The organism is Vibrio sp. 10N.239.311.G01, from assembly GCF_041465805.1.
Classification (GTDB): Bacteria; Pseudomonadota; Gammaproteobacteria; order Enterobacterales; family Vibrionaceae; genus Vibrio; species Vibrio crassostreae_C.
Genome location: NZ_JBFSRM010000011.1, coordinates 121997 through 142255, shown reverse-complemented (window position 1 = coordinate 142255; position 20259 = coordinate 121997). Strand labels below are relative to the sequence as shown.

Below are 20259 nucleotides of genomic sequence, written 5' to 3'. Positions count from 1 at the left end.
GTTTTTATCTTACCGTTCAAGTTAGTATCCCATGTAGATACTGCATTGATACGAAATGTGAAATGAATCAACAACAATTGGAAAACGAAGAATTGGACGAGAATGTCACTGAATCTTCAGCAGAACAAAACAAGCTTCGTGATGCGTATGTACAAGAGCGTACTTATTTGGAAGTCGTGGAAATAGAGCTCAACCGTTCTAAGATCATAATGATTGATGAACAGGGCAGAAAGAAACGAGTACCAATTTTGTCTGAACACTAGTTACTGCATTGTTAGGTGTTGAGATGGAATTATCAAAATAATAAAAAGGAAAAACGATGAACACAGTACTTTCCCCAATTGAAGCGAGAATTATCGGTTGTTTGATCGAGAAAGAAGTCACTACTCCCGATCATTACCCACTGACACTGAACAGTTTAACCACGGCATGCAATCAAAAGAGTAACCGTGAACCTGTTCTCTCTCTTTCTGAGTCAGATGTTTTAGATGCAGTTGATGGTTTAATCGGACGTCGCATGGTGAGTGATGAGAGCAGCTTCAATAGCCGTGTTAATAAGTATCAGCATCGTTTCTGCAACACTGAGTTCGGCGATCTGCAATTTACAGAGCAAGAGCGTGCAATCATCTGCTGTATGTTACTGCGCGGTGCGCAAACACCCGGTGAACTTCGTACTCGAACGGGTCGCCTTGCAAACTTTAGTGATGTGAAAGAAGTAGAAGCAACATTAGACAAACTCGCTGCAAGAGAAGCAGGTGCCTTGGTTGTGAAGCTGCCACGCGAAGCGGGTAAACGTGAATCACGCTACCAGCATTTGTTGAGCGGTGAAGTGGACGTTGAAGCGTTTGCGATGGCATCAGTAAGCGCGGCTGCCCCCTCTGCAACGAGTGAAAAGTTTGAAGAGCTTGAGTCTGAAGTTGCAAGCCTACGAGCAGAAGTGGCAGAGCTTAAGGCTCTGGTTGAATCACTGCTTTAAATGTCAGATGCTGATAAAAATGCGGATTGGGTCGTGTACTTGATCCGCAATCGTCACAATGCCCTTTATTGTGGCGTGACGAACAATCTAGAACGTCGATTTGAACAACATCAAACCGGTAAAGGCGCCAAAGCTTTAAAAGGTAAAGGCCCACTTAAGCTGGTTTGGAGCTTTGGTGTTGGCTCAAAAAGTGAGGCGTTGAAAACCGAATACGCGATCAAGCAGTTGCCCAAATCCCGCAAAGAAAAACTGGTATCACTCAAACTGATTATTGAGTGGCAAAAAGACAAAATTCAATATATCGAAGTCTCATAATTCATAGCTAAAATGTTTGTTATTGATTAAATCTTAATAGTGTAAGGAGCTATATCGGCTCTAGCTAAGCTTATGAATTTAAATGGTAATTACTCTTACCGTGAATGGGCTGAAATCATAATTTAACTCGTTGTTCTTAATCTCCATTCCAAATTAACATATTGCTCATTTAGAATGTCGTTCTAATTAGTGTTAGACGCTATCATTTATCATCGTTGTCCTACATAATATCCATTAGCCATACAAAGAGATGGTGTCATGCTAGGTTAAAAAATGAGCCAAAGTAGCTCATATAAAACGAGAAAAATATGAAACGTTTACTGATGTTGTTTGGACTTGCCGTATTTTCTGCGTCCGCTCTTTCCCATGGTACTCATGTCCTCAATAGGTACTGGGAATACCAAGATTATCTTTCCACTTTTCCAGAACAAAGAGCATTGACCGATAAAATGGTCGAGGCTGTACAAAATCACCCTGTGCCACTGAGAAGAATCCAAGACGAACCAATTACGATTTCCGTGGTGTATCCGGGTCAACAGATCTCGGATTACTGGGTTCGCAATATTCAAGCTTTTGAGAAGCGTCTCGATAGGCTGAAGATCCGCTATCAAATAAATCAAGTGTTTACCCGTATTAATGCCGATCTCGCGCAGCAGAGTATTTCGTTGCAAGAAGCGATTGAAAACAAGACGGATTATTTGATTTTCACGCTAGATACCACGCGCCACCGCAAGTTTATCGAGTACGTGTTGACCTCTACAGACACCAAACTGATTCTTCAAAATATCACGACGCCAGTGCGAGCTTGGGCAGATAGACAGCCATTTATGTATGTGGGTTTTGACCATGCGACAGGCAGCTTAAAACTGGCGGACTATTTTAAACAAGTAAGTCCGCCAGACAGTAAGTATTCTGTTTTGTATTACTCACAAGGCTATATCAGTGATGCGCGTGGAGATACTTTTATCCATGAAGTGAATACGGTTACCAACTTTACCCTTAAGTCTTCGTTTTACACAAAATCAAACAAAGACAGTGGCTACCAAGCGGCTAAAATCAGCATAGAGAACGATAAGGATCTAGACTTTATCTATGCATGTTCAACGGATGTCGCTCTCGGTGCAATGGAAGCGATTCGTGAATCGGGCCAAGACATCTTAGTGAATGGTTGGGGAGGCGGCTCTGCTGAACTTGAAGCCATTGCAAGGGGCGACCTAGATGTTACTGTCATGCGTATGAACGACGATACAGGTATTGCAATGGCAGAGGCGATCAAGTGGGATCTAGCTGGTTTGGAAGTGCCTACCGTTTACTCTGGTGAATTTGAAATTGTCACCAAGGAAGATTCCCCAGAACGTATTTCAGAACTTAAACAGCGAGCATTTAGGTACTCAGGTCACTAATGAAGAAAAGTTACGCCAGTACACCTAGAAACACTTTAGCTAGACTCATTACGCGTATCGTTATTTTGGTGATAGGCGTGATGGCACTTGGCGTGCTTATTCATAATTATGAAACCAGCAGTAATATCGTACAGCAAGAGACGAATCGAACGGTACAGCAAACCTCAAGCCTGATCCAAAACATGTTTGATTATCGTTTGTCGGTGCTGCAAATCCATCAAGACAGTAGCTCACACAGTGAAACTCTCAGAGAGTACATTGATACGGGTAATGACGAGACTCTGAGCTACTTTTTCTTTGGTGTTGACCAACGTGAACCGGATCATGCACCAGATTTACGCTTTGTCTCAACCCACGATGGTTTGGCTTGGGAAGACGGCAACAGTCAATTTTATGGTTTGGATGAGTCCAACTTAAAGCATATTTCTGATGAGGTTTCGTTCAGCAGTAATTGGCATTTTATTAAACTGAGGACAGATATAGGTAAGCGTCACTTGTTGGCTCGCCGTACCCCTATTGTTGATAACGCTACTGGGGAAGTCCTTGGTCAACTCTATATCGCCATTGTGCTTGACAACAACTTCTCTTTGGCTGAGTCAATCCAACAGGGCAGTAATAGCGAAAATATCGTGATTGAAGCGCACGGTACACCGGTGACATCGACATTCAGTGGTGATGAAAGCTACACCATTACTGACATCCTCAATTACCAAATGTACGAACAGTTGCCGCGTCATTTCGTTACCATCGCAACCATTAAGATTAATGCTGTTGAAACTCCTTTAATCATTCGAGCTGTTCAAAAAAATAATAATTTCGTTGCGTTAGAAGAGAATTATCAGCGTGCGATCATCGTGGTGATTGTGGTGATCATATTGATGTCTTTTTTTGCTCGGACTTGGATTCAAAAGAGAGTCTCAGCCGAGCTTGATAAGCTAATGGACTTTACTCGTTCGGCAAGTGCTAGCGAAGAGTACAACAAGTTCGATGGCTCTAACATTTTCGAATTTCATCATATTGGTTGTACTCTTGAAGACACCTTTGAGCGCTTATCTGAACAGAATCAAAAATTCCAAGATCTCTTTAACTTTGCTCATTCGCCTATCTTAGTTTGGTCTGAAAAAGGCGATTTGATTCAGATGAACCCCGCCGCTCGCATGGCGTTGTTCGATGCTGATGACAATTATGGTCCAATTGCCCAAGAGTTTGAGCAGCGAATGCTGCCTAATATTCAAATGGTGGTTCAGGGTTCTAAACTGACGGGTATTAACGTACCCATTGGTGAAAAGGTGTTTCGTTGGAACATGTCTGCTATTCGCGTGGAACACGGCATCACAGGAGTGGTGGTACAAGGGCAAGATATTACTAAGCTTATCGAGGCGGAAAGACAGGCTGATCGAGCAAGAGAAGAAGCTGAGCATCTTGCGAATGTGCGAGCAGACTTCTTAGCTAAGATGAGTCATGAGATTCGCACGCCGCTCAACGGTATTCTCGGTGTGTCTCAGCTGCTCAAGCGCTCTATGCACAATGAAGATAATCGCGAGCAGGTGGATGTACTGTGTAATAGTGCGGAACATTTACTGGCGGTACTTAACGATATCTTGGACTTCTCAAAGATTGAGCAAGGGCAGTTTAATATTCAAAAGAAAGACTTCCGTTTAGGGGAGTTAGTTAATACCTTAGACAGCATCTATCGACCGCTGTGTGAAGATAAATCCGTCGAATTTACCATTGTGAATCACTTGGTTGATGACATTGAAATCAATACTGACCAAGTACGCCTCAATCAGATCATGTTTAATCTGTTGAGTAATGCTTTTAAATTCACTCATCAAGGCGGTATCTCCGTCAGCTTTGAGATCGAGAGTATCTTTAACTCCGATCACGCCAGCTTGATCGTTCGAGTGAAAGATTCTGGCATTGGTATTGATGAAAGCAAAATTGATGCTGTTTTTGAACCCTTTGTTCAAGCCGAAGAGACCACCACTCGTGAATATGGTGGCACTGGTTTAGGACTTACAATTGTAAAAAATCTGGTCGATATGCTGGAAGGGGACATTCAAGTCCGCAGCGTGATAGGTCAAGGCTCAGAGTTCACGATAGAAATTCCTGTAGTCGTACACGCCAAGCCGCTATTAGTCGATGCTAAGCAACAAGCTGAGGTTGAGCCAGAGGCGTTGTTTAGTCGACCTTTGAATGTGTTGCTGGTGGAAGACAATCACACCAACGCCTTTATTGCTCAGGCTTTCTGTAAGAAATATGGCATGGTCGTCACCTGGGCAAAAGATGGCTTAGAAGCGATTGAGATGGCTAAGACGATTACCTATGACTTGATCTTGATGGATAACCAACTCCCTAATCTCGGTGGTGTTGAAACCACTCAGCAGCTAAGAGGTGAGATTGGTGTGTCAGCCCCTATTTATGCGTGTACCGCTGATGCTCAAGAGTCAACTAGAGACAGCTTTATGGCCGCAGGGGCGAATTACGTGATTGTAAAGCCGATTAAAGAAGAGTCGCTCCACCAAGCGTTTGTTCATTTCAAAAACTCATACTGGAATGACACAGAGCACTAGGCTTTAACTTAGTGCTCTTTAATGGAGTCTGTTGAAGAGAAGTAACTAATTTTCTGCCTTTATATCGAGCCAGCGACAAAGGCTTGTTCCAATAGCAGCGTTTTCAACTCATCACTCATATCTAGGTGTTCAGGGAATTGGATACCTAGCAACCGGCCTTGTCTTTGCCTTTTCTTACTTACCACCTTGTAGACAAGATCGTCATCTAAGTACTCATTTAAGTCAGAATTGACTTTTATCTTCCAGCCGACATCAATATCTGATTGCTGGGTAAGATAGATACCGCACCCTGACGCTGAAAAGTCGACTAGTGTGGCATCCAGCGACAAGGTATCAAAAGTGACTTCACAGCTGAGACGTACTTTATACCTTTCGTGTTCACGAATAGGCTTGGTTGCAAAGTTTGAGGGTGGGCGAAGGAAGATTAGATGTGCTGGAGAGGTGATATGAGCCAGTACATTGGTTTTGAACGCGACAATGTGCCCAAGTTCGGTGTCGGTAATCGCACGAACAATAATATCAACGTTTGTGAGCTTTCTCAGCGTCAGTGCTTCTGTCGCTTTTTGCGTAAGCTCTAGGATGAGGTACTGATCTTCTTTGTGTCCGATATAAAGTGTACTGATCTGGATTGAGTCGTCTGGGCCAAATTCCAATACACCTGCTGTTTTTGTACCTGGCTTTAGGTATCTGAACAGTTCTAAGTTTTTATCTTTATGCATATTCGTTACTGAACAATGTTAATCGTTTGATAAAATAATATAACGCCCTGATAAAACTATGTCATTAGTTTCATTGAAGTAATTAGCAGCGTACAACAAAAAAGTGAATCGCTATCTCAAGTAAACAACGGCTTACTCTTGTCGTAAAACAAGATACACTGCTGACAGATATATACTTGATGGAGAAATAGTAAATGGAACTGGAAACCTTATTGAATACTCTGGCTGAAACCCCAGAGGCCGTGCAATTTGAAGATACAATGCAAGTGATCGAAGCTCATTATGATTTTTCTGAGCGCGAATTTCGCAATGGTGAGGTAGTGAACGCTGCAGGGCAGAATAATGGTTCGTGTAAGATTTTTGCTTTTGGTTTAGAGCAAGGCCTATCAGCAGAGCAAACACTTGCTTGTTTTGGTCAATTTTATCGTAACGACGTGCTAGGTTTTCCTGAGAACAGCGACCATCAAAATATTCGTAACTTTATGGTTCATGGCTGGAATGGTATCCAGTTTTCTCAGCCTGCGCTGGTTGCAAAAGTGAAGTAGACACTAACCAGGTAACGATTAGGTCGAAATTTAATCTCAGTATTTTGAAGCGAGAAAACAACCTCTCGCTTTTTTTGTCTATGTTGAACTGGCTAGTAACTTGCTATCCAGTAACTTACTAAATGGGCTCTAAACTACTGAACGGGCAGGGCAGACAAGCACTTACGACACATACAAACTCCAGCCTTTGGAATATCGCTAGTATCTCGTTTTTCTAACTCAAAACACCAACACGTCTCTTTGCCCGCACTGATATCGCATTGAGCTGGCTCATTACACTGTGGACATTGGTGAGTCGAACTCGCGCCACTAAGATTATCCATAACCGACGTTTGCTCTTCTTCAGATAAGCCTTTCCAACCTATAATTTCATCCATTGTTCGAAAGCAGCCACTACAAATTCCGCCATTATTTTTACAAGCCGCTCGGCAAGGTGTTTTCATTTCTCTAACCTGTGATTCATTTGGGCTGAAATGTAGCATATTTGTTTCTTCTTGAAGAGCCGTTAAGCTAAGAAATTACTCAGTTAAATTTAGAAATGACCTCGTAATTTTTAGGCTTTTCATGTAGCATCTCGCCCCTTTTGTTGAGTGGGGGGATATTATGTTTATTGGATTTGATTATGGAACAGCGAACTGTTCTGTCGCGGCGATGGTTAATGGAGAGCCAAGCCTGTTACCGCTAGAAGGTAACAACCACTATATTCCCTCAACCGTGTTTGCGCCTACTCGTGAGAGTGTTTCTGAACATCTATTCCGCCACTTGAATATCAAGCCGAGTGATGCGATCGGTGAGCAAGTACTACGACGTGCGATTGCGCTGAACAGAGAAGAGAGTATCGACTTAGTGCCAGAAGACATGGCATTTGGTCAGGCTGCGTTGGACTTATATTTAGAAGACCCTCGCGATGTTTATTATGTTAAGTCCCCTAAATCTTTCCTTGGCGCGAGTGGACTGCATGATGTGCAGGTGAGCTTTTTCGAAGATTTAGTGTGCGCCATGATGGCAAATATCAAGAATCAAGCCGAACTCACGACTCAAGAGCAGATCAAGCAAGCTGTTATCGGCCGACCAATTAACTTCCACGGTCGAGGTGGTGAAGAGGCGAACAGACAAGCTGAAGACATACTGTCTCGCGCAGCTAAGCGTGCCGGTTTCCTTGATATCGCTTTTCAATTTGAGCCCGTAGCCGCAGGCCTTGATTACGAAAGCACATTAACTGAAAACCAAACAGTATTGGTTGTTGATATTGGCGGTGGTACCACCGATTGCTCATTATTAGAAATGGGACCAACGTGGTCTGGTAAAGCGGATCGTACCCAGAGCTTGTTGGCACACAGTGGGCAAAGGGTAGGGGGGAATGACCTCGATATCTATCTTGCATTCAAACAACTGATGTCACCTTTTGGTATGGGCAGCAAAGGCATTTCGGGTATTGATATGCCACTGACTCAATTCTGGAACCCAATTGCGATTAATAATGTTGAAGCTCAAAAGAACTTCTATTCAAGAGAAAACCTAGCGGCATTAAAATTACTTCGTAAAGAAGCGTCAGAGCCTCAAAAGCTAGAACGTTTGATGAAGGTTTATCACGACACTTTGGGTTACGGTATTGTGCGTAGAGCGGAAGAGGCCAAGATTGCGCTGGCAGAATCCCCTCAATATCGTGCTGCGATTAATGTTGCCTCTGAACTGGTCGAGGTAGATATCTCAGTCGAACAGATGGTTGAAGCGATTGAAACACCAAAGTCTAAGATGATTGAGTTGGTTAAAGAAGCGATTCAACAAGGCCAGAAAAAGCCAGACGTAATCTACATGACGGGTGGTTCCGCTCGTTCACCGATACTTCGTGAAGCCGTACAACAAGCTGTGCCGAATGTACCGATTGTGAGTGGTAATTACTTCGGTTCAGTAACTGCAGGTTTAGCTCGTTGGGCTGAGGTTTGCTTCAAATAAGAGTTCAATGATGAGTTATGAAGGGCAACCAGTCGCTGATTGGTTGCCCTTTTTTTGTTTTTCTCTAATGAACTTTCTATTGAACGATTTTTCCTAGCTCATATTGGGATTTGTTTCACAAAGCTAAATATTTCAGCTGAGCTCTACGTGTTACAAAATGTTTCAAAGGCAAAGGCGAGCCTCTCGATGGTCTGATGAGTTACCTTGGGTTTAGATTTTTAATGCTTTTTTAGTGATTATAAAATCAAAAATAATCAAAGTATTTATCTCAAAGAATGAAAGGAGATCCCAGTAATTGTCGTGTTAATCAACTGTTTTAAAAGGTATTTTTGTTTTTTATAGTGCGATTTTTTTTATTTTATATATTTTAATGCAACTTTTTTGTCATTCGTATATTAGTGTTTGCCTACTTGTTAAATGCAGGTAACAACTTCTCCGTAAGCACGAGGTTGTTAGTGAATAACTCACCCAGTTACATAATGGATATGACAATGAATAAGAAACTTTTAGCGCTAGCAATTTCTGGTGCAGTATTTGGTACACAGGCAGTTGCTGTAGAACTTTACAACGAAGACGGCACAGCGTTTTCTGTAGGCGGCCACGTTTCAGTAAACGTGAACGGTTCTGAAAAAGACGATGCATCAGTAGGTACAAACTCTCCACGTATCAACTTTAACGCTACTCAAGATCTGGGTAACGGCTTTACTGCTGACGCTAAAGGCGAATGGGCACTTAACTACCTAGATGGTGGTGATGACACATTTACAACACGTCTTGGTTACGTTGGTTTGACTCATGAAGAGCTTGGTCGTGTAGTTGCTGGTACACAGTGGTCTCCATACTACGATGTAGCTGCAGCAACAGATATGCCCATTGCTTTTGCGAATGACTTCCTATACGACAACCACGGTGCACTTGGTACTGGTCGTGCAGACAAAATGGTAAGCTACCGCAATGCTTTTGATTTTGGTGAAGCTGGTGAATTTAGTTTTGGTCTAGGTTGGCAGGGTGATAACGATGTTACTACTGAAACAGAAACGGTTGGTAACAACGGTTTAGTTATTACAACGCGTTCAACTGCATCTTACGGTGATCGTGTTCAAGCAACGCTTGGTTACTCTATTGCAGGTGTTAAACTAGGCTATGCATTTAACACTGGCGACTTCACTGAAGGCGGTGTCTCTAAGACTGCTGAATCTCACCTAGTATCTGCAGCATACGGTTCATACGGTTCTGGTTTATACCTAGCTGGTATCTACGGCTTTAATGAGAATATGAACGCTGGTCTTGTAAGTGGTACAACTCTTGAAGAGAGCAATGCTTACGAACTACTAGCAGCTTACGCACTTGCGAACAGCTTGAACCTAAGTGTGAACTACGAAGTTGTTGAAGGCGAAGTTCTTAAAGGTGGAACAACTACTACAGCTCGTGAAGAGTTAGCTCTACAAGCTGAATACAACTTCACTAGCAACTTTGTTGGCTACACTGGTTACCAATTCGATCTAAACGACGAAACTGGTTACAAGTCTGACGACAAGTGGACTCTTGGTGCTCGTTACTACCTATAAGTCGCAGACTTATTTAGCATAGTGTTTACTTCTTAAGTTTACCTTTTAGGATACTGTCCTAGACACCATGCTAAGCCCTCTCAAGCCTTTTGGTTTGAGAGGGCTTCTTTCGTTTTAATGCTCTTCAAATTTAACTGCCTACTTTAGTTTCATTTTCTCTAATTGATGTAAGCCGATGACTCTATTTCTGGAGGGTAGGTCGAGATATACACCGATATTTACCTAAAAGTATTCAAATCAATGAATTGAGCTCAAGATCAGAATTTAGAGATCGGTAATCATCTTGTCGAAGACTCTCATTTTATGATGCGCTAAACTCTGCTCTCTAAAAATAGTTCAGGGATAAACTATGAGCAGCGTTGTAGATCAGAAACAATTGATGAATTCGAAACGAACAGCAACCCCAACAAAAGTACTGTGTGTTGGGCGTAACTATGTCGATCACATTGAAGAACTTAACAATGCGATCCCTGACTCTATGGTGGTTTTCAATAAGCCAAGCACCAGCGTGACTTCCTCTCTTTCTTCGTTTCATCAAGAAGCACTGCACTATGAAGCTGAAATCTGCTTTATCGTTGAAAATGGCCAATACTCAGCCGTGGGCTTAGGGTTAGACCTCACCAAGCGTGAGTTGCAAAGTAGCTTAAAAGCGAAAGGCTTACCTTGGGAACGCGCCAAAGCTTTTGATGGCTCAGCCGTATTTAGTCGCTTTGTTCCAATTGATAACTTAGACCTTGCAGACTTAAACCTAGAGTTGTTTATTAACTGTGTTCGTGTTCAGAAAGGACATGTTGAGCAGATGCTTTACTCTCCAAAAACTATCCTAGAAGAGCTGTCTTCTTATACCACCTTACTAGACGGCGATGTTGTGATGACAGGTACGCCAAAAGGTGTTGGGGCCGTACATCGAGGCGATATCTTCCTTGGTCGCCTAAAGTGTGGCGATACGACATTGATTGAGATCGAATGGGTAGCAAGTTAATTAGTCTTTTCTATTTAGTTAATAAATTGGCTTTGTCGCTTAATGTTGGTTTTTAATTCGATTAAATAAACGTCGAACAACTGATTGCATCTGGAAGGGTGTTGGTAATTGATATAAAATCCGCCTCCGTTTTTATCAATGCTGACCCTCATGATCGACTTAACCATTTTACCTGTCTACCTGACTGCCGTTGTTGCACTTCTTCTTTTACCTGGCCCTGATATGTTACTGATTGCGAGTTCAAGCATGAGCTATGGCCGTAAGGTCGGCGTGTTTGCAAGCCTAGGTAATGCGACTTCTGGAATCATTCTGACAGTATTAGCGGCTATGGGTGTATCAGCGTTGATCGCAATGAGCCCAATAGCGCTTAAAGCTCTACATTTGTTAGGCGGCGCGTACTTGTTGAAGATGGGATGGGACTGCCTGCGAACAGAGCAGGGTAACGCGCCTGAGTTAAGCGATAACTTTGCAGCAAAAGCCTACTATCAACGAGCATTGATTAGTAACCTGCTTAACCCTAAAGCGTTGGTTTTCTTTGTGATGTTTCTGCCTCAGTTTGTGTCGACGAATATTGAAGCGACTTCCGGTCAGCAGATGCTTGTTCTGGGTTTATTACTGAATGTTCTCGGCTTAACGTTTAACTTTTTGCTGGTGGCGTTAGTGGGTACGATTGGTAAATCTCTCGTAGAAAACGCGAAGTTTCGTACCTATCAACAGAAAGTCATGGGCGGAGTTTTCATCGTGTTAGCTATCTGGATGTTGTCTTCTTTCTTTACTTCGTAGACGAATCAAATCAGACATCTTCTCGTGGTTAGCCGCTGAGACAAAAATGGACGCTACGAGCGTCCATTTTTTATATTTAACCGTTACATGTTGAACGCGCTAAATCGCTATGAATTCAACTCTTGTTGGTGTTGTTCAATCAGTTTCTCCATGTACTTCTCACTGCGCAGGCGAGTGTCTTCGTAGGTTTCTGTCCCTTCAAATTTTGTCACCGTCTCATAGTAGACCTTAACTTTTGGCTCAGTACCGGAAGGTCTTACGATAATGCGTGAACCATCTTCGAGATGATAGATGAGTACGTCACTTGCAGGCAGGTTAATGGCTTCAGTATTGCCTCCAATGACGAAGCGTAAAGAAGACTGCAAATCTTCAATTACAGAGATAGCGACACCGTTGATTGCTTTAGGCTGTGCCGAGCGGAGCCTAGAACCAATCGATGGTGAATCCGGGTCAAGCGCAATACTGCGTTGTGCGTTGGTGTGTACACCATGTTCCAACGATATCTGAGCAAGAAGATCCCAGACCGTTCGACCTTGAGATTTGAGCTCTTCAACCAGTTGAGCGAAAACAACGATGGCAGACAGCCCATCCTTGTCCCGTACTTGAGTACCAATTGTGTAGCCTAGCGCTTCTTCATAGGCAAACAAGAACTCGTTCTGATCATCTTCTAATTGCATGCCAATATTCGCCAACCATTTAAAACCTGTCAGCGTTTGGAAATAAGTCGCACCATGAGATTGAGCCACTTTTTCAAGTAAGGTTGAAGATACGATACTGTTACCAACTAATTGGTTTTTGGTATGCGGCTTTGAGAGTAGATAATGAGCGAATAGCACGCCGACTTGGTCACCTGTTAGCATTTTGTAAGAGCCATCATCTGTTCTCACTGCAACCGCAAATCGGTCTGCATCTGGATCGTTGGCACAAGCAATGTCGGCATCGACACTTTTGGCTAGGTTAACCACCAGATCCATCGCGCCTTTTTCTTCCGGATTCGGGAAGTTGACGGTCGGGAAGTTACCATCGGGCTCTCTTTGTTCTGCAACGCTGAATACCTTATGGAAACCAGAATCATGAAGTAGATCCTCAGCCATTTGTGCGCCGACACCATGCATTGCGGTATAGGTGATGGTGGTGTTCGCCGATTCGATCTCTTTACTCACGTATGGGCTCTGATTGATCGCAGCGCGGTAGGTTTGATAATAGCCTTCAGTTAACCACACCAACTTTCCTTGCGATTCAGCGTCACTTAGGCTCATTAAAGGGAGCGGCTTGGTCGATGCGATATCGATTTCAGCGGCAATACCCGCATCGTGAGGAGGAATGATTTGAGCGCCATTCTCCCAGTACACTTTGAAACCATTGTATTCCGGTGGGTTGTGGCTGGCCGTCACCACAACGGCAGCTGCGGCGTTGAAGTGCTCAATACCAAAGGCAACGATAGGGGTCGCCGCGACGTTCGAGGTTAGATAAACCTTAATGCCTAAAGCCGTGAGTACGGAAGCGGTATCAATCGCGAACTGCTTTGAATCTAAACGGCCGTCATAACCGACGACCACACCGCGAATGGTCGCATTAGCGACATGTTCGATTAAGTAGTGGCCGAGCCCGGTTGCTGTTTCCTGTATGACTAAACGGTTCATTCGATTTGGGCCGCATCCAACTTTGCCTCTAAGTCCTGCCGTTCCGAACTCTAATCGTTGAGTAAAGCGGTCTTCAAGTTCGTCGTGCATTCCCTCATCGATGAGGTGTTGAAGTTCTTCACGAGTTCTTGGATCTGGGTCTCTCGCTAACCAATTCATTGCATCTTGCATAATCACTAAACCTATTAATGTCTGTATGACTTACCGTTGATTTAATTTAAGTGATATTGATTCTCATTTCCATAGGGGCAATCGTAAAACTCGATATAAAATAAATTCCAACGGCAAGAGGGCACGTAGATTAAGCCACTTCAAATAATTGACTGTTTAGTAAGTAAACTTACCTTGAATAATTGGATATCACTAACTAGCCTTTTACATAAATATAACAAAATTTAACAAGTTCGCCGTTTTTGAATCTTTCATGGAAACCTCCAACGCTTTTGAACCGTATTAGTTCTTGGGTTTATATGAGGTCAGTAGCCTGCTCACAGGCTAGTTCCATGTGAGTTGTAGATTGAGATTCAGCCTTTTCATGTGTAGCCGGAATAACAATGAATGTTGTCCAGTTCGCAACGACATTTAGGTCGCAAGTATCCAATTAGGAAAGACAAGGAGAGATCTTTTGAAAAGATTACTGGTTAGGCTAGCGTGGCTTTTGAAGAGTTTTGTTGTGCTTTTAGTATCGCCTTTAGTGCACGCTAGCAGTGATTACAACATGACTCAAGGCGTCACTGAGATCAGTGGTAAGGTGTATGAACTTCATATGCTGATCTTCTACATCTGTTGTGCGATTGCCTTTGTTGTTTTTGGTGTGATGTTTTATTCGATTTTGAGGCACAGGAAATCGAAGGGCGCAGTTGCTGCCCATTTTCACGAAAGCACGAAAGTCGAAATTCTTTGGACCATCATCCCTATCATCATTCTCATCGCTATGGCGATACCCGCCACCAAAACCTTAATAGCGATGGAAGATACCTCCCAATCAGATCTGACCGTTAAAATCACCGGGTCACAATGGAAATGGCATTACAGCTATTTTGGTGAAGACGTCGAATTTTTCAGCCTTCTAGCGACCAGTGACAAAGAGATTGAAGGCCTCGAAGTGAAAGGCGCGCATTACCTGCTAGAAGTTGATAAGCCGCTGGTACTGCCTGTTGACCGTAAAGTCCGTTTCTTGATGACTTCCGATGATGTGATTCACTCATGGTGGGTGCCAGCATTCGCCGTTAAGAAAGATACCATTCCGGGCTTTATTAATGAGGCTTGGACTAAGATAGATGAGCCTGGTGTTTACCGAGGGCAGTGTGCAGAGTTGTGTGGTCGTGCCCATGGTTTCATGCCGATCGTGGTGCATGCCATGGAAGAAGATGAGTTTGACGCATGGCTAGCGGAGCAGAAAGAGTTAGCGATAGCCGAACAACAAGCCGCAAAAGATGCATTAGGTGCGTCACTTTCCTTGGTGGAGTTGAATACCATCGGTGAAGAGGTTTACAAAACTCGATGTGCGGTTTGTCACCAAGCAAACGGTGAGGGCATTCCTGGAGCATTCCCTGCCATCAAAGGAAGTCCTATTGCCCTTGGTGATGTGGATGTTCATATCGACACAATTGTTTATGGTCGTGGCGGTACGGCGATGCAAGCATTCGATAATCAGTTAACCGAGAAAGAGATCGCAGCGGTAGTAACTTATCAACGAAACGCTTGGGGTAATGATACCGGCGATATTGTTCAGGCCTCAGATATCAACGCTTATAAGGCGAAGCAAGAAGGCAGTTCTGAAAGCTCAACGGATGATGCACAAAATGATGCTAAGGATCAGTTATGAGTTCACCAATCAATAAGCCGGTGAAATCGGCTCCAGCAGAAGATCAAGTACTGAGCCATTCTGTGGAAGGCACCTTGGGCAATAATGATTTGCCTGTTGATGATCACGATTCACATGCGGCACCTAAAGGCTGGGCTCGTTGGCTGTATTCAACCAATCATAAAGACATTGGTACACTTTATTTGTGGTTCAGCTTTGCAATGTTCTTAACGGGCGGCGCCATGGCGATGGTGATCCGTGCGGAGCTGTTCCAACCGGGTTTACAACTTGTTGAGCCAGATTTCTTCAATCAGATGACTACAGTCCATGGTTTAATCATGGTATTTGGTGCCGTAATGCCTGCATTTACGGGTTTGGCTAACTGGATGATTCCGATGATGATCGGTGCACCAGATATGGCACTGCCGAGAATGAACAACCTCAGTTTCTGGATCTTGCCTTTTGCGTTTCTAATCTTAATCGGATCTTTGTTTACAGAAGGGGGCGGTCCGAGCTTTGGTTGGACCTTTTATGCGCCACTCTCGACAACTTATGGGCCAGACAGTACCGCGCTATTCGTATTCTCAGTTCATATTATGGGGATCAGTTCGATCATGGGGGCGATTAACGTGATCGTAACCATAGTGAACATGCGCGCACCGGGCATGACTTGGTTCAAGCTACCGATGTTCGTATGGACTTGGTTAATTACCGCTTTCTTGCTGATAGCCGTGATGCCCGTGCTCGCGGGTGCGGTGACCATGGTACTGACTGACAAATATTTTGGGACTAGTTTCTTTGATGCCGCTGGTGGTGGTGATCCCGTCATGTTCCAGCACATATTCTGGTTCTTTGGGCACCCCGAAGTGTACATCATGATCTTGCCGTCTTTTGGTATTGTCTCAGCCATCATCCCTGCATTCAGTGGTAAGCGCCTGTTTGGTTATCACTCGATGGTTTATGCGACCTGTAGTATCGCACTGTTGTCATTTTTGGTTTGGGCACACCACATGTTCACCACGGGTATGCCAGTATTTGCCGAACTGTTCTTCATGTATTGCACCATGTTGATAGCGGTGCCGACCGGTGTGAAAGTCTTCAACTGGGTGGCGACCATGTGGCGCGGTGCTTTGACCTTTGAAACACCAATGCTGTTTGCGATTGCCTTCATTGTTTTGTTTACGATTGGCGGGTTATCTGGATTGATGCTCGCTATCGTGCCAGCTGATTTCCAATACCACGATACTTATTTTGTTGTGGCTCACTTCCATTATGTTCTGGTAACCGGTGCCGTGTTCTCGATTATGGCTGCTGCCTATTATTGGCTGCCTAAGTGGACCGGACATATGTACGACCACAAGCTCAGCCTGTGGCATTTCTGGACGTCGGTGATTTCAGTTAATGTACTGTTTTTCCCGATGCACTTTTTAGGGTTAGCGGGTATGCCGCGTCGTATTCCTGATTATGCGATTCAGTTTGCTGACGTTAACCAAGTCGTGTCGATTGGTGGTTTTGCGTTTGGGTTGTCTCAGCTAATTTTCTTATGGCTAGCGATTAAGTGCGTAAGAGGGGGAGAGCCTGCGCCAAGTAAGCCTTGGGATAGAGCTGAAGGTCTTGAATGGACAGTACCAAGCCCTGCGCCTCACCACACCTTTACCCATCCGCCGAAAGTGGATTAGAGGGCAGAACCATGAGTGATAAGCAAAGCGATCCCAATCAAGATAAAAAACAACCTAAGCGCCTGTCTAATAAGCGATCGACCAAAAAGCTGACGGGCTACTTGGTGTTGAGCGTGGTTGCGATGTTTTGCTTCGGTTTCGCTTTGGTGCCGCTCTACGATGTCATGTGTGAGGCCTTAGGCATCAATGGCAAAACTAATACTGTTTCAGCGGTGCAACCTCAGGGAATGCAGCCAGACTACTCTCGTACGGTTCGAGTCGAATTCATGTCCCACATCAAGCCAGATATGCCATGGCAGTTTTCGCCTGAAGTTCGAGTGTTAGAGGTTCATCCTGGTGAGGTGGTTCAAACTAACTACATTGCCAAAAACCTTTCTGGAGCCTCATTGGTTGGCCAAGCCGTACCGTCGGTTTCTCCAGGTATGGGGGCAACCTACTTCAATAAGATGGAATGCTTTTGCTTTAATCAGCAGCCATTGGACGGGCACAAGAGCGCAGAAATGGGTTTGATATTTTACATTGAGCCAGATATTCCAGAATCGATACATACGCTGACGCTCTCTTACACATTATTCAATATCACGAATGAGGTGGGTGCTGCGGCCAATAAATCTGAGCCTAACGTACTCGCAAGTAACTAGGAATTTACAGAACCAGTATCAACATAAGGAGTTGAGCGATGAGTTCTAAAAAGGAAGTGTATTTCGTTCCACATCAAAGTCACTGGCCATTGGTGGGTGCTGTAGCACTGTTTTTGGTCGCGGTTGGCGCTGGCTTGACGGTGCAAAACATGGGTACCGACGCCGCAGGTGGTGTGTTTGGCAAAGCGGTGTTGTTAGTCGGGTTTGCTGTGCTGCTTTACATGCTCGCAGGTTGGTTTAGCAATGTGATCACAGAATCATTGAGTGGTCTCTATTCTGAGCAGATTTCTCGTTCTTTTAGACAAGGAATGAGTTGGTTCATCTTTTCCGAAATCATGTTCTTTGGCGCTTTCTTTGGCGCGCTTTTCTATGCTCGAATGATTTCTGTGCCTTGGATTGGTGGTGCGGGCAATAATGAAATGACCCATGAAGTATTGTGGCCGATGTTCCAATCAATTTGGCCACTAACGACGACCCCTGATGGCGTAACGACACAAGCCATGCCTTGGCAAGGTATCCCGCTTAAGAACACCATTATTCTGCTGCTTTCCTCTGTGACGCTGCACATGGCACATATCAGTCTTGAACAAAATAAGCGTATGGCTTTGATCGTGTGGTTGGAGATAACCATTGTTCTGGCTGGCTTCTTCCTGTTCTTCCAAGTTGAAGAGTATCTTCACGCTTATCAAGAGATGGGGCTGACACTTCAGTCTGGCATCTACGGTAATACCTTCTTTTTGCTGACTGGGTTTCATGGCTTACATGTCTGTTTAGGGACCATCTTTTTGATTGTGTTGCTGGCAAGGGTTGCGAAAGACCACTTCACTCCGAAAGACCACTTTGCGTTCCAAGCGGGCAGTTGGTATTGGCACTTTGTTGATGTGGTTTGGTTGGGCCTGTTTGTGTTTGTTTATGTACTTTAACGATTGAGCCTATAGGGGATTAATAGGGGCGAGGGTTGGGAGTTATCACTCCTGATCCCAGAGCAAGTAATAAAAGTAGCACGACAACGGCTGACCACATGACACGACGCCCCAAGAAGTAACTGAGTCTTTTTCCATTGTGTTTGCCCGAGGCGATTTGGATTAGGCCTTTCATCAAATTGAAAGCGATAAAAAACAGCAAAGCGACCAAGACGACTTTAAATAACAGAACAAAGGTAGATGACGCCATAGTGATAACTCCAAACCGATTGATTGATGATGAACACAAATTCCGCAGTAAAGGTTTTTGGATAGCGGTTGTTTTAACTGTGGTTTCAGTCGGCGCTTTAATCAAGTTAGGTTTGTGGCAACTCGATCGTGGTAACGAGAAATTACGTTATGAACAGCAACTATCAGAAAGAGCGCAGCAATCGTTTAGGTCATTGGACACGGTTATCTCTGAATGGAAGGGCTCGCGTACACAAGCCCAAGGTACATCTGAACAGCAGTTTTTAAATGGTTTGAAGGTTGATGTTGAATTGGAAACACCAAGTGGTTTGGTGGTCTTGTTAGACAATCAGATTAACCAAGGAACGGTGGGGTATGTGATTTACATGTTGGGTGAGGTTCAATCTAAAGAGCAAGGCAACCAGCTTTTACACGAAAAGCAGTTATTGATCGATCTTGGGTTTGTTCCGGCAAGTAATGACAGAAGAGAACTACCGCAATTAGGAAGTATCACTGTACCAACCAAAATGTCAGGGCGCTTGTATACACGCTCAATTAATCCTTTAAGTCATGAGTTGGGTTTAGAAAATACGACACCGAATAGAATCCAAAACCTAAACATAGCAGCGTTATCACAGTATACAGGAAAAGAAGTGCTGCCCTTTGTCTTCCAACCTCAGAGTTTAGATTCATGGCCTTATGAAATGTTATGGCGTCCAACGGCGATGAGGTCTGAGAAGCATTTTGGTTACTCATTTCAATGGTTTGTTATGGCTGCGGTACTTTTGTTTTTGATGTTGTTGATTGGCTATCGGTACCTAAAAGCAACACCTATCACGAGGAATAAGGATGGATAAATCTCAAGCACAAGTGAACAGGGAAATTACCGAGGCAAACATGGCTGAGCTCAGAAGCCGTCGTACTAAAGGACGCTTGGTATTAATCGGACTCGTTTTAATTTTCGCTTTGCCAGCCATTATCGCCAAAACTGTGTTGGATCAGAATTGGTATACGTCAGGTGTCACTAACTCAGGCGAATTGGTAGAACCAAGAATTACACTAGCGGATTTTGGCGTAACGGTACCCATGGCAGGAGAGGGTTGGGTTGTGGGGTATATCGCACCGATGGAGTGCGAAAGCTTGTGTGAACAACAGCTTCATTATTTGAATCAAAGCTACTTAGCGTTAGGGAAAAACAAAGAGCGAGTGACCGCCGTTGTTTTCGTCTCAGAAGGTAACTCGTTGTCGGGTTCGCTCAACAAGCCTGATTTATCTTTGTTAGCTGGTGGTGATCAGTTAAGCACCGAGTTTTCGCCGGCTTCCATTGTCATTATTGACCCGCTAGGACAGTTGGTTATGGAGTACAAAAGCGTGTCGGAACCGTCGCAGTTAGTCGGGCAATCCAAAGGTATGATTCATGATTTAAGAAAGCTACTTAAGCTGTCACGAGTTGGGTAGTTGATGGCGCAAATGCTTGAGCTTAAGCAGCGAAAGGGAATAAGTATAGGGAGATAAGTG

General features: G+C 44.0%; 20 protein-coding genes. 16 read left to right on the top strand and 4 right to left on the bottom strand.

Annotated features, from left to right (window positions below):
• Positions 1 to 62 precede the first annotated feature (62 nt).
• From AB6D06_RS11275 to luxQ, 5 genes are all read left to right on the top strand, one after another.
• On the top strand, positions 63 to 263 hold the full coding sequence (locus tag AB6D06_RS11275) for a hypothetical protein (RefSeq protein ID WP_017061770.1): 201 nt from the start codon (positions 63 to 65) through the stop codon (positions 261 to 263).
• Between the two features lie 56 nt (positions 264 to 319).
• Positions 320 to 976, top strand: a complete 657-nt coding sequence (locus tag AB6D06_RS11270; protein WP_017061769.1) for a YceH family protein — start codon at positions 320 to 322, stop codon at positions 974 to 976.
• A complete protein-coding gene (locus AB6D06_RS11265) occupies positions 977 to 1291 on the top strand; it encodes a GIY-YIG nuclease family protein (RefSeq protein WP_017061768.1) in 315 nt (104 codons plus the stop codon).
• Between the two features lie 308 nt (positions 1292 to 1599).
• On the top strand, positions 1600 to 2694 hold the full coding sequence (locus tag AB6D06_RS11260) for an autoinducer 2-binding periplasmic protein LuxP (RefSeq protein ID WP_229648191.1): 1095 nt from the start codon (positions 1600 to 1602) through the stop codon (positions 2692 to 2694).
• Entirely contained in the window at positions 2694 to 5267 is a 2574-nt protein-coding gene (gene luxQ, locus AB6D06_RS11255; protein ID WP_229648190.1) for a quorum-sensing autoinducer 2 sensor kinase/phosphatase LuxQ, read from the top strand. The genes AB6D06_RS11260 and luxQ overlap by 1 nt, the downstream gene beginning before the upstream one ends.
• A gap of 59 nt (positions 5268 to 5326) precedes the next feature.
• On the opposite strand, the gene AB6D06_RS11250 is transcribed toward luxQ, so the two are convergent.
• On the bottom strand, positions 5327 to 5986 hold the full coding sequence (locus tag AB6D06_RS11250) for a PilZ domain-containing protein (protein WP_102332012.1): 660 nt from the start codon (positions 5984 to 5986) through the stop codon (positions 5327 to 5329).
• A gap of 194 nt (positions 5987 to 6180) precedes the next feature.
• Between AB6D06_RS11250 and AB6D06_RS11245 the strand changes: the two genes are divergently transcribed.
• Positions 6181 to 6531 carry a HopJ type III effector protein gene (locus AB6D06_RS11245; RefSeq protein ID WP_017061764.1) on the top strand — a complete coding sequence of 117 codons (351 nt, stop codon included), beginning with the start codon at positions 6181 to 6183 and terminating at the stop codon, positions 6529 to 6531.
• A gap of 134 nt (positions 6532 to 6665) precedes the next feature.
• Here AB6D06_RS11245 and AB6D06_RS11240 read toward each other — a convergent pair whose 3' ends face one another.
• A complete protein-coding gene (locus tag AB6D06_RS11240; RefSeq protein ID WP_229648188.1) occupies positions 6666 to 6974 on the bottom strand; it encodes a DUF1289 domain-containing protein in 309 nt (102 codons plus the stop codon).
• A gap of 160 nt (positions 6975 to 7134) precedes the next feature.
• On the opposite strand from AB6D06_RS11240, the gene yegD reads away from it, so the two are divergent.
• From yegD to AB6D06_RS11220, 4 genes are all read left to right on the top strand, one after another.
• Positions 7135 to 8487 (top strand): molecular chaperone, encoded by a 1353-nt coding sequence (yegD, locus tag AB6D06_RS11235; RefSeq protein WP_017064846.1) that lies wholly within the window; start codon positions 7135 to 7137, stop codon positions 8485 to 8487.
• Between the two features lie 491 nt (positions 8488 to 8978).
• Positions 8979 to 10055 carry a porin gene (locus AB6D06_RS11230; RefSeq protein WP_102332013.1) on the top strand — a complete coding sequence of 359 codons (1077 nt, stop codon included), beginning with the start codon at positions 8979 to 8981 and terminating at the stop codon, positions 10053 to 10055.
• Positions 10056 to 10404: 349 nt separating this feature from the next.
• A complete protein-coding gene (locus AB6D06_RS11225) occupies positions 10405 to 11037 on the top strand; it encodes a fumarylacetoacetate hydrolase family protein (RefSeq protein ID WP_102428783.1) in 633 nt (210 codons plus the stop codon).
• Positions 11038 to 11187: 150 nt separating this feature from the next.
• Positions 11188 to 11820, top strand: a complete 633-nt coding sequence (locus AB6D06_RS11220) for a LysE family translocator (RefSeq protein ID WP_017068640.1) — start codon at positions 11188 to 11190, stop codon at positions 11818 to 11820.
• A gap of 107 nt (positions 11821 to 11927) precedes the next feature.
• Here AB6D06_RS11220 and AB6D06_RS11215 read toward each other — a convergent pair whose 3' ends face one another.
• On the bottom strand, positions 11928 to 13634 hold the full coding sequence (locus AB6D06_RS11215; protein WP_372110217.1) for a phospho-sugar mutase: 1707 nt from the start codon (positions 13632 to 13634) through the stop codon (positions 11928 to 11930).
• Positions 13635 to 14088: 454 nt separating this feature from the next.
• Between AB6D06_RS11215 and coxB the strand changes: the two genes are divergently transcribed.
• From coxB to AB6D06_RS11195, 4 genes are read left to right on the top strand one after another with little or no spacing between them, the layout of a single operon-like run.
• Entirely contained in the window at positions 14089 to 15291 is a 1203-nt protein-coding gene (gene coxB / locus AB6D06_RS11210) for a cytochrome c oxidase subunit II (protein ID WP_372110216.1), read from the top strand.
• Positions 15288 to 16949 (top strand): cytochrome c oxidase subunit I, encoded by a 1662-nt coding sequence (gene ctaD / locus AB6D06_RS11205; protein WP_048612910.1) that lies wholly within the window; start codon positions 15288 to 15290, stop codon positions 16947 to 16949. Before coxB ends, ctaD begins: the two co-directional genes overlap by 4 nt.
• An 11-nt stretch (positions 16950 to 16960) precedes the next feature.
• Entirely contained in the window at positions 16961 to 17590 is a 630-nt protein-coding gene (locus AB6D06_RS11200) for a cytochrome c oxidase assembly protein (protein ID WP_017064839.1), read from the top strand.
• A 38-nt stretch (positions 17591 to 17628) separates the two neighbouring features.
• Positions 17629 to 18513, top strand: a complete 885-nt coding sequence (locus AB6D06_RS11195) for a cytochrome c oxidase subunit 3 (protein WP_009845661.1) — start codon at positions 17629 to 17631, stop codon at positions 18511 to 18513.
• Between the two features lie 19 nt (positions 18514 to 18532).
• On the opposite strand, the gene AB6D06_RS11190 is transcribed toward AB6D06_RS11195, so the two are convergent.
• Positions 18533 to 18763 carry a DUF2909 family protein gene (locus tag AB6D06_RS11190; RefSeq protein WP_017066085.1) on the bottom strand — a complete coding sequence of 77 codons (231 nt, stop codon included), beginning with the start codon at positions 18761 to 18763 and terminating at the stop codon, positions 18533 to 18535.
• A 1-nt stretch (position 18764) separates the two neighbouring features.
• On the opposite strand from AB6D06_RS11190, the gene AB6D06_RS11185 reads away from it, so the two are divergent.
• A complete protein-coding gene (locus tag AB6D06_RS11185; RefSeq protein ID WP_372110215.1) occupies positions 18765 to 19598 on the top strand; it encodes an SURF1 family protein in 834 nt (277 codons plus the stop codon).
• Positions 19591 to 20199, top strand: coding sequence for a hypothetical protein (locus AB6D06_RS11180; RefSeq protein WP_017061753.1), 609 nt, complete (start codon positions 19591 to 19593; stop codon positions 20197 to 20199). The genes AB6D06_RS11185 and AB6D06_RS11180 overlap by 8 nt, the downstream gene beginning before the upstream one ends.
• Positions 20200 to 20259 lie beyond the last annotated feature (60 nt).

Excerpts from the sequence above, each read along its gene's own strand:
- AB6D06_RS11275 (WP_017061770.1), top strand. The coding sequence starts at position 63 with ATGAATCAACAACAATTGGAAAACGAAGAATTGGACGAGAATGTCACT.
- AB6D06_RS11270 (WP_017061769.1), top strand. The coding sequence starts at position 320 with ATGAACACAGTACTTTCCCCAATTGAAGCGAGAATTATCGGTTGTTTG.
- AB6D06_RS11265 (WP_017061768.1), top strand. The coding sequence starts at position 977 with ATGTCAGATGCTGATAAAAATGCGGATTGGGTCGTGTACTTGATCCGC.
- AB6D06_RS11260 (WP_229648191.1), top strand. The coding sequence starts at position 1,600 with ATGAAACGTTTACTGATGTTGTTTGGACTTGCCGTATTTTCTGCGTCC.
- luxQ (WP_229648190.1), top strand. The coding sequence starts at position 2,694 with ATGAAGAAAAGTTACGCCAGTACACCTAGAAACACTTTAGCTAGACTC.
- AB6D06_RS11250 (WP_102332012.1), bottom strand. The coding sequence starts at position 5,986 with ATGCATAAAGATAAAAACTTAGAACTGTTCAGATACCTAAAGCCAGGT.
- AB6D06_RS11245 (WP_017061764.1), top strand. The coding sequence starts at position 6,181 with ATGGAACTGGAAACCTTATTGAATACTCTGGCTGAAACCCCAGAGGCC.
- AB6D06_RS11240 (WP_229648188.1), bottom strand. The coding sequence starts at position 6,974 with ATGAAAACACCTTGCCGAGCGGCTTGTAAAAATAATGGCGGAATTTGT.
- yegD (WP_017064846.1), top strand. The coding sequence starts at position 7,135 with ATGTTTATTGGATTTGATTATGGAACAGCGAACTGTTCTGTCGCGGCG.
- AB6D06_RS11230 (WP_102332013.1), top strand. The coding sequence starts at position 8,979 with ATGAATAAGAAACTTTTAGCGCTAGCAATTTCTGGTGCAGTATTTGGT.
- AB6D06_RS11225 (WP_102428783.1), top strand. The coding sequence starts at position 10,405 with ATGAGCAGCGTTGTAGATCAGAAACAATTGATGAATTCGAAACGAACA.
- AB6D06_RS11220 (WP_017068640.1), top strand. The coding sequence starts at position 11,188 with ATGATCGACTTAACCATTTTACCTGTCTACCTGACTGCCGTTGTTGCA.
- AB6D06_RS11215 (WP_372110217.1), bottom strand. The coding sequence starts at position 13,634 with ATGCAAGATGCAATGAATTGGTTAGCGAGAGACCCAGATCCAAGAACT.
- ctaD (WP_048612910.1), top strand. The coding sequence starts at position 15,288 with ATGAGTTCACCAATCAATAAGCCGGTGAAATCGGCTCCAGCAGAAGAT.
- AB6D06_RS11200 (WP_017064839.1), top strand. The coding sequence starts at position 16,961 with ATGAGTGATAAGCAAAGCGATCCCAATCAAGATAAAAAACAACCTAAG.
- AB6D06_RS11195 (WP_009845661.1), top strand. The coding sequence starts at position 17,629 with ATGAGTTCTAAAAAGGAAGTGTATTTCGTTCCACATCAAAGTCACTGG.
- AB6D06_RS11190 (WP_017066085.1), bottom strand. The coding sequence starts at position 18,763 with ATGGCGTCATCTACCTTTGTTCTGTTATTTAAAGTCGTCTTGGTCGCT.
- AB6D06_RS11180 (WP_017061753.1), top strand. The coding sequence starts at position 19,591 with ATGGATAAATCTCAAGCACAAGTGAACAGGGAAATTACCGAGGCAAAC.